The 16,818-nt window shown below is 42.0% G+C and carries 9 protein-coding genes; 5 read left to right on the plus strand and 4 right to left on the minus strand.

All coding sequences use genetic code 11. The features are described 5' to 3' along the window. The first annotated feature begins 360 nt into the window (after positions 1-360). The 5 genes from DV942_RS00850 to araA all read left to right on the plus strand — a co-directional run bounded on the left by DV942_RS00850 (position 361) and on the right by araA (position 9,166). Positions 361-1,497 (plus strand): FIST signal transduction protein, encoded by a 1,137-nt coding sequence (locus DV942_RS00850; protein ID WP_145854460.1) that lies wholly within the window; start codon positions 361-363, stop codon positions 1,495-1,497. Further along, positions 1,484-4,885 carry a PAS domain-containing hybrid sensor histidine kinase/response regulator gene (locus tag DV942_RS00855; RefSeq protein WP_145854462.1) on the plus strand — a complete coding sequence of 1,134 codons (3,402 nt, stop codon included), beginning with the start codon at positions 1,484-1,486 and terminating at the stop codon, positions 4,883-4,885. The genes DV942_RS00850 and DV942_RS00855 overlap by 14 nt, the downstream gene beginning before the upstream one ends. A 257-nt stretch (positions 4,886-5,142) precedes the next feature. After that, positions 5,143-6,843 (plus strand): ribulokinase, encoded by a 1,701-nt coding sequence (locus DV942_RS00860; RefSeq protein ID WP_145854464.1) that lies wholly within the window; start codon positions 5,143-5,145, stop codon positions 6,841-6,843. After that, on the plus strand, positions 6,840-7,541 hold the full coding sequence (locus DV942_RS00865) for an L-ribulose-5-phosphate 4-epimerase (RefSeq protein WP_145854466.1): 702 nt from the start codon (positions 6,840-6,842) through the stop codon (positions 7,539-7,541). The genes DV942_RS00860 and DV942_RS00865 overlap by 4 nt, the downstream gene beginning before the upstream one ends. A gap of 131 nt (positions 7,542-7,672) precedes the next feature. Continuing rightward, positions 7,673-9,166, plus strand: a complete 1,494-nt coding sequence (araA, locus tag DV942_RS00870) for an L-arabinose isomerase (RefSeq protein WP_134203595.1) — start codon at positions 7,673-7,675, stop codon at positions 9,164-9,166. A gap of 368 nt (positions 9,167-9,534) precedes the next feature. Here araA and DV942_RS00875 read toward each other — a convergent pair whose 3' ends face one another. The 4 genes from DV942_RS00875 to DV942_RS00890 form a co-directional block, all read right to left on the minus strand. Next, positions 9,535-10,323: an L-fucose dehydrogenase gene (locus DV942_RS00875; RefSeq protein WP_090979286.1), complete on the minus strand. Its 789-nt coding sequence runs from the start codon at positions 10,321-10,323 to the stop codon at positions 9,535-9,537. A gap of 365 nt (positions 10,324-10,688) precedes the next feature. Further along, the gene (locus DV942_RS00880; RefSeq protein ID WP_186462386.1) at positions 10,689-12,980 is read right to left on the minus strand and encodes a DUF5703 domain-containing protein; all 2,292 of its coding nucleotides are present in this window, start codon (positions 12,978-12,980) and stop codon (positions 10,689-10,691) included. 245 nt (positions 12,981-13,225) lie between these two features. After that, entirely contained in the window at positions 13,226-14,644 is a 1,419-nt protein-coding gene (locus DV942_RS00885) for a sialate O-acetylesterase (protein ID WP_145854468.1), read from the minus strand. A 168-nt stretch (positions 14,645-14,812) separates the two neighbouring features. Next, a complete protein-coding gene (locus DV942_RS00890) occupies positions 14,813-16,792 on the minus strand; it encodes an aceric acid hydrolase (RefSeq protein WP_244950789.1) in 1,980 nt (659 codons plus the stop codon). Positions 16,793-16,818: the final 26 nt, after the last annotated feature.

The raw sequence follows: 16,818 nt of genomic DNA on the forward strand, positions 1-16,818 counted from the left end.
AATTATTAGCTTTATTTAGGTTATTGCAACTGAATTTTATAAGGGAAAAGTATATCTGGTAACTATTTGATTTTCGTTGTATAGGATGATTCTGGTCAGATCATATTTATCTCCTATCATTTGAACTTAGTTATTTAGACCCACAATAATGATGCGCTTAAAGCCGCAGAAATGTAGGATATCGGAAAAAGTACCGGTGATAAAACGATAAGAGACGACGAAGCTTTTTATACGTGCTGTGTTTCGGTTAATTCAATTAAATGAAATATTATTTTTAATTTTCTATAAAATAATGATATTCAGGTGTATGTGATGTTTTATCAATACATTCGTCCAGGTGTTATGTGTAAAAAATAAATCATGAAAGCTAAGCTCTTTAATTATACAGCAGGCCAATGGATTGCTGAGAACGGTGAAGAAAACATAGCTGCTGATCAGTTTCAATTGGTATTGTGTTTTGGTGGTAAGGATTTATTGCAGACCATTGATGTATACCTGCAGCTAAAATCACTTTTTACAAATGCAGATATTGCGTTATGCAGTGCTGCAGGAGAAATTTACCAGCAAACAGTATGCGATAATGCGCTTATTGCTATTGCTTTAGCTTTTGATTCAACCACGATAAAAACTTCGCTGGCCAATATAAACGAATATGAAAATAGTTATGCTGCGGCGATCGGGTTAATTGAGAAATTGCCGAAAGAGGAACTAAGCTATATACTAACGTTTGCCGATGGAAATATGGTAAATGGAAGTGAGCTGATTAAAGGACTAAACGTTGCCACGGGAAACATTTTGGTAACCGGTGGTTTGGCTGGTGATGATGCGAATTTCAAATCCACTTTAGTGGGACTCAATCAAAACCCAGGTGAAGGAAACATCATTGCCATTGGGTTTTATGGGAACAGGCTGCTGGTTACCCATGGCTCGCAGGGTGGTTGGGACATGTTCGGTTTGGAGCGAACAGTAACCCGATCGCAGGCAAATGTATTGTATGAAATTAATGGCGAAAGTGCCCTGGATTTGTATAAAAAATATTTGGGACCTGATGTGGATAACCTCCCGGCCTCTGCGTTGTTATTTCCGTTAGCTATTTCAATTCCAGGTTTTTCAGAGCCAATTGTACGTACCATTCTATCGATTGATGAAGATAAAAAAACGATGACTTTTGCAGGAGACATACCCGAGGGCTCACAGGTAAGATTGATGAAAGCAAATTTCGATAATTTGATCGAAGCTTCGAGCCATGCAGCCACAAATAGCCTGAAACAAAATCAAAAGCCGGATTTTGCTTTGCTCATCAGTTGCGTTGGGCGTAAATTAATACTCGGCCCCAGAACCGAGGAAGAAGTTGAAGCAGTTGCTGAAGTGTTTGCTAAAGAAACTACCATCGCGGGTTTTTATTCGTATGGTGAGATTTCCCCGTTTAATAATAGTGGAACCTGCCAGCTACACAATCAAACGATGACCATTACTTCATTCTATGAATTACCATAAGTTACTCAATAAGCAGATTAGCAAATATTTATCTGCCGAACTGGTGGAGAATCCGGCTATTAAAAAATTTTTGAGCGTAATCAGCGATTCCTATGACGCGTTGCTAAGAGATAAATTATTGGTTGAAAGGGCTTTTTCAATTAGTGAAGAAGAGTATATATCCGTAAATAAAAAACTGAGCCATGAAGTATCGGTAAAAAGGAAATCAATTGAAACCTTGAAAAACATTTTGGGTGAAATGGGTCGGAATTATCAGGGCGAAAACCCTGATGATTTTCTTGCCATTGCCGAATACCTGAATAAACAGGTTACGTTAAGGAAAAGTGCAGAAAAAGTATTTACTTCTTTGGTGGAAAACTCGCACAGTGGGATTTTATTGGAAGATGAGCATAGAAACATCGTTTTTACGAATCAGCTTTTTTGCGATCTGTTTCAGATACCCTATCCACCAGATGCACTTATTGGCACCAGCTGCAGTGATAGTGCAGAGCAATCAAAACACCTTTTTAACAATCCTGATGAGTTTGTTGCCGGTATCGGGCAAATACTGAAAAACAGAGCTTTCGAAAGTACAAACCTAACGCTAGCCGATGGAAGGATATTAAAACGCGAGTACATTCCGATTTTTATAGACGATGTATACAAGGGACACCTTTGGAATTATACCGATATTACCGAAAAGAAAAAAGCGATGGAAGCGCTTGAGCAGAGCGAATTAAAAAATCGCCTGATCATGAATTCGGCTTTGGATGCCATTATTACCATCGATAGCGAGGGATTAATTACTTTCTGGAATCCTCAGGCAGAGAAAATATTTGGCTGGAAGGAAGCTGAAGTGATCGGAAAGCATTTAACAGATAATATTATTCCATCCTATCACAAAGCCGGACATAAAGCGGGTATGGAAAGGTACCATCAAAATAGTGCCGGTACAATTTTAAATAAAATGATTGAAATGCCTGCGATGAATAAAAACGGAGCGGAATTTTCAGTTGAATTGTCTATCATTCCCGTAAGCCAGGGCAGCACAAATTTTTTCTGTGCCTTTATCAGGGATATTTCTGACAGAAAGAAAAATGAAGAAGAGCTAAGGGCAAGTAAGGAGTTATGGCAATTTGCTTTGGAAGGCGCCGGGGATGGTGTTTGGGAATACAATTTCCAAAACAAAAAAGCCTTTTTTTCTAAAAAATACAAAAGCATGCTCGGCTATGGGGATGAAGATTTTGCTAATGACCCTGATGAATGGTTAAGCCGGATACATCCCGATGACCTTCCTAAAATTTTGGAGACAGATGAAGCCTATTTTTCAGGTGAAATAAATTCACATCAGCGGGAGTACCGGATATTACACAAAAATGGCAACTACATATGGGTGCTTGACCGGGGAATGATTGTGAACAGAACACCTGATGGGTTGCCGGAGAGAATTATCGGTACCCATTCTGACATCACTGAACGTAAACTTTCTGAGCAGGCCCTGATCAACAAAGAAGAAAAGTACCGAAACATCATTACCAATATGAACCTGGGCTTACTGGAGGTTGATAATGACGGATATATCCAATTTGCAAATCAAACTTTTTGTAAAATGATCGGGTTTGACCAGGAAGAACTTGCCGGAGCGAAAGACACAGATATAATCGACCTTGGCGAAAGTAAGGAGACCGTAGCGTCAAAAACAAGTCTCCGAAAACATGGAATATCGGATGCCTATGAAGTGAAAGTTCGGAATAGAGCCGGCGAATTAAGATGGTGGCTCATAAGCGGAGCGCCAAGGCTCAATGATAAAGGGGAACATATCGGCTCTGTCGGAATACACTTAGATATTACTGAGCAGAAAAAGCTGGAGCATGAGCTTATCAAAGCTAAAGAGGCTGCCGAGGAATCAACGAAATCAAAAGAAGCATTTCTGGCCAATATGAGCCATGAAATACGAACACCAATGAATGCCATTTCCGGGATGGCCAATCAACTTAGTAAAACAAAATTAGATCATCATCAGCAATTTTTTCTCAATACAATCCGCTCCTCTGCCGATAATCTGCTCGTAATTATCAATGATATTCTGGACCTAAGTAAAATAGAATCAGGCAAGCTGGGTATTGAAAAAATTGGATTTGAACCTAAAAAGGTTATTAGCCATGTTATGCAGGTGATGCAGCACCGGGCCGAAGAAAAGGGACTTACGTTTACCAACTCATTTTACGATCAACGACTTTCGAGGGTATTAATTGGCGATCCTTACCGCCTTTCCCAAATTATGCTCAATTTAGTCAGCAATGCAATCAAGTTTACCCCTAAAGGAAAAGTAGATATTTACTGCAGCGTTTTACAGGATCACGAATCGGAACAGCTTATTGAGATAAGCGTGATTGATAGTGGCGTTGGAATGGAGCAGACATTTGTTAACCACCTGTTCGCTAAATTTTCACAGGAAGATAACTCTATTACCAGAAAATACGGTGGAACCGGACTGGGCATGAGCATATCTAAAGAACTCATTGAACTGATGGGAGGAGAAATTAAGGTAAACAGCGAAAAAAACAAAGGAACTACCGTATCCTTCAACCTCAGGATACCAAAAGGTAACGAACAGGACCTTATAGAGAAAGGCAATATTGAAGTAGATACGACATTACTGAATGGTAAGCAGATTTTGATTACCGATGACAATGAAACCAACCGGCTTCTGGCATCAGCAATATTAGGTAATTTCGGTGCTGTTGTTACCGAGGCCTCTAACGGACACGAAGCGCTTCTTTTAATTGAAAAGAATAAATTTGATCTGATCTTGATGGATGTACAAATGCCCGAAATGGATGGGCTGGAAGCAACCAGATTGGTTAGGGAAAAGCTAATAGATGTACCGATTATAGCACTCACGGCTTTCGCATTAAAAGGAGATAATCAAAAATGCTTAGATAATGGCATGGACGATTATTTGTCAAAACCATTTGAAGAAGAACAGCTCCTTGAAATTGCTTCGAAATGGCTGGGTAAATTTCACTTAGTTAAAAAAGAACCTGATAACGTAACTGATACACCTCTTTATAATTTATCGAAAATTGAGGGGATAGCGAGAGGTAATACCAAAGTCATCAATAATCTGGTCGGTTTTTTTATCCGGCATATACCGCTTACGTTAAAAGAGATAAATGATGCATATGATCACAATGATTTTTCGAAAATTTCAAAGCTTGTACATCGGATTAAACCCTCTGTAGCTGATATGGGTATATCATCCATAAAGGACGAGTTGATCGAAATAGAGAATTTTGCACCGGAATATGGTAAATCGCAACGACTTGACTATTTACTGAATAACATCAATGTGGTATTAAATCAGGTGGTTTCCGCATTGAAAGCTAATATCGTATCTGATGTTTAATCTTTAACGTTTGATTTGGTTGCTCCCTGTGATGTTATACTGCGCGATAAAATTGTTTGCTGATGGACTTGGGTTTACCATTAAGTGGTACGGCAGGTTCCTGTCGTTTAAAATAACCAGGAAATACCTCAGCTAAACGAAAGAAATTCGCAAACAAAAGAGCTCCAGACTGTTCGGAATCGACGTTTTAGAATTAAAAATCAATAAAATTTTTTAATTCAAATAAATAAACGTTAATTAGACATTTATTTATTGTTATGAGCAAAGCAAACTATGTAATTGGAGTAGATTATGGGACTGATTCTGTCCGATCTGTTCTAGTCGATACCGCAAATGGAAAAGAAATTTCGGCCTCTGTTTTTCTTTATCCCAGATGGCAAAAAGGTTTATACTGTAAACCGGCTGTTAACCAGTTCCGCCAGCATCCCTTAGATTATATTGAAGGTTTAGAGCATACCATAAAAGATTGTTTAACCAAAGCCGGTGGTGCAGAAATTGCTTCTTTAGTAAGGGGTATTTCGATTGATACGACAGGTTCTAGTCCGGTTGCTGTTGATGCAGCAGGTACTCCCCTGGCTTTAACACCTGGTTTTGAAGAGAATCCAAATGCCATGTTTGTGCTTTGGAAAGACCATACAGCGGTTAAAGAAGCTGCAGAAATTAATGAGCATGCTACCCGGTTCGAAACCAACTATTTGAAGTATGTAGGCGGAATTTATTCGTCTGAATGGTTTTGGGCCAAACTCTTGCGTACCTTAAGGGTAGATCAGTCTATTCGGAACAGTGCGCAATCCTGGGTAGAACATTGTGACTGGATTCCGTTTTTACTTTGTGGCGGCAAGGATGTGACTTCCATGAAAAGAAGTCGTTGCGCTGCCGGACACAAAGCTTTATGGGCAGAAGAATTTAACGGTTTGCCGCCGGAAGATTTTTTTAGCAGTCTGGATCCGCTTTTGACCGGTTTCAGAGATAAATTATTTAATGATACCGATACTTCTGATGTTGCCGCCGGAACCTTGTGCGAAGAGTGGGCAAATAAATTAGGCTTAAGTACTGATGTGGTAATTGGTGTTGGCGCTTTTGATGCACACATGGGCGCAGTTGGCGGACAGATTGAGCCTTATTATTTAAGTAAGGTAATGGGTACCAGTACCTGCGATATTTTAGTAGCACCTAACCAGGATTTAGATGGAAAACTGATAAACGGTATATGTGGACAGGTAAATGGTTCTGTAATTCCGGGTATGGCAGGTTTAGAGGCAGGTCAGTCTGCTTTTGGCGATGTATACGCCTGGTTTAAAAATTTAATCAGCTGGCCGCTAAACCATTTGCTAACTGAATCTGCACTTATTGATGAGGCCACGGCAATTGCGCTGAAAGAAGAACTTGAAGCCAAAATTATCGCCAGTTTAAGTAAGCAGGCTGAAGCTTTAGATGATGATGATTATGCAGAGCTGGCTGTAGATTGGTTAAACGGCAGAAGAACGCCTGATGCCAATCAGGAACTTAAAGGTGCCATCACTGGTTTGGGTTTAGGAACCGATGCTCCGCGGTTTTTCCGCGCCCTGGCAGCCGCAACCTGTTTTGGTGCAAAAGCCATTGTAGATCGTTTTAAAGAACAAGGGGTGCCTGTAAAAGGTATTATTGGCATTGGTGGAGTGGCTAAAAAATCGGCTTACATTATGCAGATGATGTCTGATGTGCTCGAAATGCCGATCCGGATCCACCGCTTTGAGCATACCTGTGCTTTAGGTGCAGCTATGTTTGCCGCAGTAGCAGCCGGTATTTACCCGAATATTGAGGAAGCCATGCAAGCCATGGGTACCGGTTTTGAAAAAGAATATAAGCCAAATGTGAAAAAGCAAAAGCTTTACCGCCAGCATTATCAGCAATATTTAGGGCTTGGCCGTTATTTGGAGAAATACAGCAAAAAAGATGTTAAACCTTATCTGTCATGAGCAACTATCAGGATATAAAACAACAGGCTTACGAAGCCAATATGCAGTTGCCGAAATTGGGATTGGTACTGTTTACCTTCGGTAATGTAAGTGCCGCCGACCGTTCAAAAGGTGTATTTGCAATTAAGCCCAGTGGTGTGCCTTATGAGGATTTAACACCGGAAAAAATGGTGATTGTAGATTTTGATGGGAAAACGGTTGAAGGTAGTCTCCGCCCCTCTTCGGATACCCAAACGCACGCCGTGTTGTATAAGCACTGGGAAGATATTGGTGGCGTGGTGCATACCCACTCTACCTACGGCACTGCCTGGGCGCAGGCGCAAAAAGCCATCCCGATTTTTGGTACCACCCATGCTGACCATTTAACTGTCGATATTCCGTGTGCACCACCGATGGATGACGCCATGATTAAAGGTAATTATGAATATGAAACGGGGTTCCAGATCATTAATCACTTTGAAAGCCTGGGCTTAAGCCATAAAGAGGTAGAAATGATTTTAGTGGGTAACCATGCGCCTTTTACCTGGGGTAAAACAGCAGAGAAAGCCGTTTACAATAGTGCAGTACTGGAGGCCGTAGCGCAAATGGCTTTGTTAACGCAACAGATTAATCCGCAGGCACCAAAGTTAAAAAACTCATTGATTGAGAAGCACTATGAGCGTAAACATGGTGCAGGTGCTTACTACGGACAGAAATAGTGAGTCCAAAGTCTTGAACTATCGGTTGGTGTCTCACCGACCGGAAAATAATAACCTATCAGGTTTTTAAAACCTGATAGGTTTATTTGAATAAATTAAAAACAAAATAATTAAAAACAACATAAACAGTAATGATTGATTTAAAAAAATTACAGGTTTGGTTTATCACCGGTACGCAACATTTGTACGGCGAAGAAACCTTGAAGCAAGTAGCAGAACATGCACAGCAGGTTGCTGATTCATTAAACCAAAACCAAAATATTTCGGTTTCGGTGGTGTACAAGCCGATTGTAAAAACCACCGAGGAGATTTTTGAAACTTTACAACAGGCCAATATCGATGAGAACTGTATTGGAGTTATTACCTGGATGCACACGTTCTCTCCAGCAAAAATGTGGATCAGGGGTTTGAATGTATTGCAGAAACCTCTGTTACACCTGCATACACAATTCAATCGTGATATTCCATGGAATACCATTGATATGGATTTTATGAACCTGAACCAGAGTGCACACGGCGACCGCGAATTTGGTTTTATGGTTTCGCGTATGCGTAAAGACCGTAAAGTGGTGGTTGGCCACTGGCAGGATGAAGAAGTGGCAAAACAGATTGATACCTGGTGCAGGGCTGCTGCCGGATGGAACGATTGGCAGGGCGCTAAATTTGTACGCTTTGGCGATAACATGCGCTTTGTAGCGGTTACCGATGGCGACAAGGTTGAAGCGGAAATGAAATTTGGCTTTTCAGTAAACACTTACGGTATAGGTGATTTAGTAGCCGTAATTAATGGAATTGATGAGGAAGCTGTTCAGGCTTTATTAAAAGAATACGAAGCTACCTATGAAATGGCTGATGACCTGAAAGCTGGTGGCGCAAGACACCAATCGGTTTACGATGCGGCTAAAATTGAGTTGGGATTACGCAAGTTTTTAGTTGATGGTGGCTTTAAAGGTTTCTCAGATACCTTTGAAGATTTACACGGGATGATTCAGTTGCCTGGTATTGCAGCACAACGTTTGATGGCCGATGGTTACGGTTTTGCCGGTGAAGGTGATTGGAAAACTGCGGCTTTGGTACGTGCGTGTAAGGTAATGGGCGCGGGTTTACCAGGTGGAAATGCTTTTATGGAAGATTATACGTATCATTTTGATCCGGCAAATGCCATGGTGCTGGGTTCGCACATGCTGGAAGTAGACGCCAGCCTAGCATCAGGAAAAGCAAGTTTAGAAGTACATCCACTGGGCATTGGCGGTAAAGCCGATCCGGCACGTTTGGTATTCAACGTAGGCGGTGGCGATGCCCTGAATGCTTCGTTAATTGATATGGGCAACCGTTTCCGTTTACTGGTAAATGAAGTTAAAGCCGTTGAAGCAGAAAATGATTTGCCTAACCTGCCTGTTGCACGCGTGCTCTGGAAACCACTGCCTGATATGAAAACAGGTTGTGCAGCATGGATTTACGCGGGTGGAGCACACCACACGGCTTACAGTCAGAATTTAACTACCGAGCACTTGTCAGATTTTGCCAACATTGCCGGTTTGGAATACATTAACATTGGGGCCGATACGAAAATCAATCAGTTCAGAAATGAATTGCATTGGAATGAGGTGTTTTATAAAGGTTAAGCTAAATGAACCCCAATAATACAGAAGCCGATAATTTAAATTTATCGGCTTTTTTTTGGGATTATACTTTTCAGCGATAAAATCGCTGTCCTCATGCATCCGCGTTACAAACGCGGACGATTTTTTTCTTTCAGTAGGTTATCGGATATGGCCTAACAAAATGGAGAGATAACAATAGACATTCGTCATTGCAAGAAGGCTTTTTCAGCCGACGAAGCAATCTTTCTAGCAAGAATCGCTGGCATGACAGATTGCTTTGTCGTTCCTCCTCGCAATGACGATCTATTTACGCTCCAGTTTTCATTAGTGTTGGTTAATTGCCGGCATTGGTATAAACTGCAAACTAATAACTGTCGACTGAAAACTGATTAAGCGTTCGCCAAAGCCCGATCTAAATGTACATAGCCACCATCTACATGGATTATTTGCCCGGTAGTGTGACTTGAGCGGGCCGACATTAGAAATACCGTCATATTGGCGATTTCTTCTGCAGTGGTCATTCTGTTTTCTAAAGGAATTTTAGCGGTAATTTCATTTAGTTTTTCCTGTGCATCAGTTAACGTTTCGATCCAGGTTTCGTAGGCGGGTGTCCAGCACTCTGCCACTACAACTGCATTAACCCTGATGCCATATTTTAAAAGTTCTACCGCCCACTCGCGGGTTAGCGCATTTCTGCCACCATTGGCTGCCGCATAGGCTGAGGTGTTGCCCTGACCGGTTTCAGCTGTTTTGGAAGTGATATTTACAATTGCCCCCTTGCTTTTGATCAGCTCAGGCAAAGCATGGTGCGCCATCAGGTAGTAATGCACTACATTTTTGTGGAGCGAAGCCATAAAACTTTCATAATCGCCACGCTCAAGGCCCACCCCATCATTTACACCGGCATTGTTTACCAGACCATCAATCCTGCCAAATTTAGCGACAATCTGGGCAATTACTTTTTCGCAATCTTCCGGTTTGGAAAGTTCGGCTACAAACTGATCGGCTTTTTTGCCTAGCGCGATAATTTCATCAACCACCTTCTGGTTGTCTGCTGCTTTTCTGCCTACAATTACGGCGACGGCATCTTCTTTGGCAAATACTTCCGCGATACTACGGCCAATGCCTTTGGCCGCGCCGGTAATGATGATTACTTTTTCTTTTAGTTGTAAATCCATATTTATTTTTTTTTGCCACAGATTAACACAGATTTGGTTTTAGTTTGAGATTTGTGTTTGTCTTTTTTAGCTGTGGGTTGTTGTAATTCTTGTTCTGTTTTTTGCCACAGATTGCAAGGATAGACACGGATTATGTTTATTAATATCTGCGTTCATCCTTTTTATCAGTGGTTTATTCTGAGTGTTTTTTCTGTTCTGTTTTTTGCCACAGATTGCACGGATAGACACGAATTATGTTTATTAATATCTGTCTTCATCCTTTTTACCTGTGGTTTATTCTAATTGTTTTTCTGTTCTATTTTTTGCCAACGTATTTCACGGATAAATACCGATTGTTTTTTTATTAAAATCTGTATTTATTCTTTTTATCTGTGGTTGATCATATTCATGATGTCCTGTCTTCTCGATTCGGGTAATACTTTTAAATCGATTAATTTTCCGTCTTTTAACCTTCCTTCAACGGTAGTTTGGTATGGTGCATAAAGTTTAAAATGTACATCCCAGTCTTTTGGCCAGGCTGGGAAAAGATAAATCTTTTTTCCATCGCTTTGCATGAGCATCTCCTGTAAACCAATCATACCCGAGCCACCCCAGTTGTGATCGGGTGTCCAATCGAAGCCCGGTCCCCAGAAGGCCGGAAAACGCCTTCCGGAATCTTTTAATTTAAGGGTGGTTAATCGGGCAGCTTCTTTGGTTAAACCTAATCTCGCTGCAAAGATATTATCCTGCTTCCAGCCTACATAACTCCTGAATTTCAGCACATCTGTATCGTATCGGAAGGTATTGACCGCAGTATCTAAACCTGGTTTCCCTATGCCATAAATGCCCCATGGATATACCGGATAGAGTTGCGGACTTTCGACGTTATTGATGCGTTCCCAGAGTCTGGCCGGTGCAATAGTGGTGTGCTCCTGAAAGGCCCTGAAACTGATTCCCGGAATGGTTTTGAGCATGGCTGTCCATTCGCTTCGCTTATTTTCGGGTAATGAAGGGCTTTCAATCAAGCTTCGTAATACTGTTTTTAATGCAGCGATGGTAGACGTAGAATTGTATGCCATTTTATAGGTTTCGGCACCGGATCCCGGATACAAAACCAGGTGCCCTTCCCCATCAAGTGCTTTGGCGCCACGTTGTTTGGCAAGATAGATATAATGCTCCTTGAAAAACGTCAGTGAGCTTTCAATTAAAGGAAGATATTTTTCAATATTGCGCTTATCGTAGCGCTCCGTCTCCAGAATCATCATGCAGAACTCCAGAACGGTATCCCATTCGTATTCGAGCCAGGCATTGTATTCCATCCCTTTGTTAAAATCGGCCGGACGTTTCCAGCCATATTCTGCAGGGTTGGGTAAACCGAAATTTTCGAGTTGCTCGGTAAAACTTGCTCCCTTATGTCCCCAGGCAGCCGCTGTCCTGATCTCCGCATTCTTTAGTAAATCCAGGTAGAAATCAAATTGAGGCTTCATCATATCGAAATCGCCGGTTTTGAGCATGGGCCAGTAAACCAAACGCTGGTTTTGTGCGGTATGGGTACCTCCTCCCCAGTTTCTGAAATCGGGCGTGTATTTTAATGCGCTATCAATGAGTTGCGGATCGAAAGTAAATAGCCCGCCGTTAAATTTAGTAGGGTATCTGCCAAAAGCGTTACATCCCAGCATGTAGCGGAAAAGCTCGTAATTCCTTCCGGATTGATTGGCGGCCTCATCTTTTGCCTGGATGTAAATAAAACTTTTGTTCCAGTAATTGTTCCACCATCTGATGCTGGCCTGCTGATCGTTTTTCGCATGTTGAAGTATGCTTTTCAATTCCTTTTCCCAGTTGGCAACAGCCGATGTAGTACTGGTATTCAGGGCAATGGTGAGGTGTTCGTTTGTAGCAGGTGTTTTGCTTTTCAATTTCCAGCCCTGAAAAGGTGTGCTGAGGTAAGTGCCGGCATCATTACCTGCAGCCACCATGTTTTTCCCTGTCATTATTCCGCCAAAAATCAGATTTTTTAAAGGGTTGTAGAGTGTGGTTTGATATTCAGTTAAACCTTGTTGTTTTACGGTCACATCAAAAACAGTTTGCGGCTGATTCTGATGATAAAATTGTACGCCACCATCTTTAAAAGCAATTTCGTCTTTCCGTGTTTTTACAATGCCTTGAGGAGCCCATTTGTACGAATTCTGGTTATTTTCTTTGCCTGTGGTAATGCGATCTTCAAAGCGCCAGCTCTCATAATTGGCGGTAGTGGTCATTTTTGCATTCGATTGAATGTCTATATGAATGACTGGTTTAAAAACATCGACCCAAACCTTGATTTCGCTTTTAATTTTTCCATTGGCGCCGGATATGCTGGCGTAACCATCTTTCAGGATGAGTTCTTGCTTAAAGGTTTGGCCGGCAAACGGATTGGGGCTAAACTGCAGCCTGATGCGACCAAGTTTAAGCAAGGTATTGTTTTCATCAAAGGTTCCGCTGCGGGAAAGGTACAGATACACCTCTCCTTTTTCTACCCAGAGGTTTAAACCGATATCTCCACCGCCAACAGGCATCGATTCGGCTGAATTGTTACTTTGGGTAGTCCACACCACATTATCTTTTTCTTGCGCATAGGCAACTGTTGAGGTGAACCACAAAGACGCGAACAGCACAAAGAAAAAGGTTTTGCCTTGCAAACGTAAAATATTTGACCAACTGAGACACCTAAGCACACCTGACTGATGATTTAAAAAAACCAACCATATAAGACAATTAAGCACATTTAAGTTGATTAATAGAATTCCCTGTAGCCTTCGTGTCTTTGTGGTTAAAAAGCTAAGCACACCTGAGGAATGGCTTAAAAATGCCGGCCATATATGGAAATTTAGTACATTGAAGTACTTTTTATACAAACTAGATGTCTTTGTGGTTAATATCATTACTATTTTTCCCAATTGTCTGTACGGAAGGAAGAAACCGGCAGGCCGTCATTTCCGAATAAATCGCCGGTTACAAAATTCTTAAACGCATAACGTACGGCCACAGGCACTTTCACCTCTTCCGCCGAAACAACGATACTGCTGCCTTTTATAATGGCTTTAGCCGGATAAAACTTCTGATCAGCGCCCGCAATTTCAAATAAAGATAAAGTTTTACCAAAAGAAGTTAACCCGTTAGGTATATTTTTAAACCTCAGGATTGCAGTGTTTTTTTCGATACTTAACGATTCGTAAACCGGACTAAGTGCACCAAAGCCTTTGATACCATAGGTTTGGGCCAGGGCCAGGTAGGCAAGCCTTTCTCCACCCTGTTTTTTATTGGCCGGATGGATGGAGTTTTCTTCACCGATATCCATTAAAACCGCCATACCACTGCTGGGTATTTTGCTTAAAGATTTGCGCTGCGCATCGCGTAAATATGCCGAATTGTAATTGGTGCCTGGCTTGGCGATGATTGAATAATTGTAAGGCGCAATTTGTGCGTAGTAGAAGGGAAATTCGCCATGATCCCATTGTTGTCGCCAGCCGGAAACCATGGCCGGTAACAAATCTTCGTAGCGTTGTGGTCGCTCATAATTCGATTCGCCCTGATACCAGATGGCTCCTTTAATGCCATAACCCATTACCGGATAAAGCATGCCATTGTATAAGGTAGTGGGTGTTCTGCTTACTTCTTTAATAGAATCGACTTTTGAAGGGATTTTAATTTCTGTAAAGGGCTTTAATTCTTCGGGCGACATCCAGGCTTCAATGCTCGAACCACCGTAACTGTCGTTGATTAAACCAATGGGTATATGGAGCATTTCGCTCAGCAGCGATCCAAAATAATAAGCGGTAGCACTGAAATTAGAAACGGCTTCGGGTTCGGCAAGTTTCCACAACGAAGGTTTGCTATTGTCCTGTCTTTCGGTAATGGATGAACGCGGAACAGTATATAACCTGATGTTGGGGTTTAAAGATTTTAAGATAACTTCATTAGATCCAATAACAGGCTGACTTTTGAATCCTTTCATCGGCATTTCCATATTCGACTGGCCCCCGCAAAACCAAACCTCACCAATGAGGATGTCTTTCAGGACGAGTTTTTCTCCATCATTAAGCGCGATTTCGTATGGTCCGCCTGCTGCAGGTGTAGCCACTTTTACTTTCCACTTTCCGGTTTCATCAGAAGTTACAGCATAGCTGGTTTTGTTCCATGAGGTAAACACTTTAACTTTGGTTGCCGGTTTAGCCCAGCCCCAAATGGATACCTTGCTTTGCTGCTGCAACACCATGTGATCGGTAAAAATGGAAGCTGGTTTTACTGTGGCCGATGCAATGCTGGAGCAAAGGATCAGGAAAAGTATCAGTTTTAATTTCATTGTTTTATTTTTTTTTCTTTCGTGATTCCCACGCAATTGGAATCTTAAAGATCATCGTCCTCTCGACTGCAGCGCAGCGAAATGGAGAGATCTATCTAAGCAGATTGGCTTCGCTGAGCCTTCGGGTTCCCGACTACATTGCGCTCCGTTTGAATGACGCACATCTGTTTATCTACTAACCGGCAGCCAAACCGACATTTCTGAATGGCCCCTGTTGCCCCAGGCAAAGTAGGGTATCAGTTTAAGTGTGGTTGTGGTGTTTTTATCTTCAATTGGCTTGTAAAGCACATTTTTCCAGTTATTGGGTGCTACAATTTTAGCGGTACCCTCCAGGCTCATTATTTTGGCGCCATCAATATTCATGGTTTTTGCTTCAAATTGGGTTGTGGCAGGTATAAAGGCGTTGAAAATACGCTTACCCGGCAGGTCGGTAGATTCAAGGCAATATACCACCGGGCCGCGTTTTACGGCTACCTGATTGCGGTTTTCCTCTACCAAAGGATTGGCTTCAATTAAAACAGCCTCCATAGGAAGGTTGAGTGTAATCACATCCCCTTTTTTCCAAAGGCGGTTCATTTCAGCATAAGTGCCAGGAACAGCTTTTACCTGTGCGGCTGCTCCATTGATGCTGATTTTCGGATCATGAGTCCAGGCGGGTATTCTCAAAAAAATTGAATAGGCTTTATCGGTACTTTCTTTTACAGTGATTTTGATGTTGCCACTCCAGGGATAGTCGGTTTCTTCGCTCAAAGCAATTTTAGCGCCGTTAGTTAGTGTAGTGCTTAAATTATTGCCCCCATAAAGATTGAACCACAATCCTTTATCTGAAATGCTGTAGGCGTAATTACTAACTTCGGCAATGGTGCGCACCACATTTGGCGGACAACAGTTTGATAGTGCTATGTAAAGTACCCGATCTTTAGACCAGCGCTGTTTGAAAGGTAAATCATCAGATTGTGCCAGCGGATTGGTATACAGGAAATTCTTTCCATCTAAGCTAATGCCTGATAAAACACTGTTGTGAAGCGCCAGTTCCATCACATCGGCATATTTGGCATCGCCAGTAATTTGCAACATGCGCCAGTTCCACAATACGTTACCGATATTGGCACAGGTTTCATTGTGGGCGGTGAAATTGGGTAGCTGGTAATCGCGGCCGAAAGCCTGGTGTATTTTCTGTACCTCGGCCGGATTGTATGAAGTGCCATCAGGCGATGTACCATCGTAAAGGGAACCACAACCGCCGGTAATGTACATTTTATGCTGGTTTACATCATCCCACATCAAATTCAGTGTGTTTAAAAGTGAATCTTTTCCGGTTTCTGCGTACAGATCGGCTACCCCGGCATACAGGTAATTGGCCCTTACGGCATGGCCCATGGCTTTGGTTTGCTGTAAAAAGGGAATACGGTCCTGGTTATCGTCGGTTCCATCCTCAATTTTTCCTTTAATGGCAATTAAATGTTTGGCCAGCTCGAGGTAGCGCGGATCTTTAGTGGTACGGTACATTTCTATTACACCCATGTAGTGCGAAGGACAAATGGCATTTCTGGCCAGAGTAGGCGAAGCGGATTTATAGAACCTGTATAAATAATCGGTGGCTTTTTTGGCGATATTAAGCAAGGTGGTTTTACCCGTAGCGCGGTAATGGATGCAACCTGCTGTCATTAAATGACCGATGTTGTAGGATTCGAAACTCAGGCGATCCTGAAACTGGTTATTGGTACCGGTTTTACGCTGCTCAATCATGGCTTTGGTATAAATGTAGCCATCTTCGCGCTGCGATTTGCCAATTACAACAATCGCCTTATCCATCATCTTATCTAATTTTGGATTTTTGGTAGAAGCATACAGCACCGCCACCGCTTCCAGCGTTTTGTAATAATCGCCATCGTGAAAGGAAGGGCCGGCATGCGAACCGGTATCAAGGCCAGCGGCAATTTCGAAGTTTTTAAAGGCATGGCTGATTTTAGGATCGTTGTAAATCGCCCACATATTCGGTACCATGGTTTCGGTGGCCACTTTAAAACGGTCGGCCCAAAAACCTTTTGTCCAGGTTACATCACTCATATTAATGCTATGCAGCTTAGCATAAGGGCTGTTTGAGGTGTTGACCAGCGCTTTATCCTGTGCTACTGCGTTTAACATTAAAAAAAGCATTGCGCAAATCATTA

The organism is Pedobacter suwonensis, assembly GCF_007833675.1.
Lineage (GTDB): Bacteria > Bacteroidota > Bacteroidia > Sphingobacteriales > Sphingobacteriaceae > Pedobacter > Pedobacter suwonensis.

Excerpts from the sequence above, each read along its gene's own strand:
- DV942_RS00885 (WP_145854468.1), bottom strand. The coding sequence starts at position 14,644 with ATGAAATTAAAACTGATACTTTTCCTGATCCTTTGCTCCAGCATTGCA.
- DV942_RS00890 (WP_244950789.1), bottom strand. The coding sequence starts at position 16,792 with ATGTTAAACGCAGTAGCACAGGATAAAGCGCTGGTCAACACCTCAAAC.
- DV942_RS00850 (WP_145854460.1), top strand. The coding sequence starts at position 361 with ATGAAAGCTAAGCTCTTTAATTATACAGCAGGCCAATGGATTGCTGAG.
- DV942_RS00875 (WP_090979286.1), bottom strand. The coding sequence starts at position 10,323 with ATGGATTTACAACTAAAAGAAAAAGTAATCATCATTACCGGCGCGGCC.
- DV942_RS00865 (WP_145854466.1), top strand. The coding sequence starts at position 6,840 with ATGAGCAACTATCAGGATATAAAACAACAGGCTTACGAAGCCAATATG.
- DV942_RS00860 (WP_145854464.1), top strand. The coding sequence starts at position 5,143 with ATGAGCAAAGCAAACTATGTAATTGGAGTAGATTATGGGACTGATTCT.
- araA (WP_134203595.1), top strand. The coding sequence starts at position 7,673 with ATGATTGATTTAAAAAAATTACAGGTTTGGTTTATCACCGGTACGCAA.
- DV942_RS00855 (WP_145854462.1), top strand. The coding sequence starts at position 1,484 with ATGAATTACCATAAGTTACTCAATAAGCAGATTAGCAAATATTTATCT.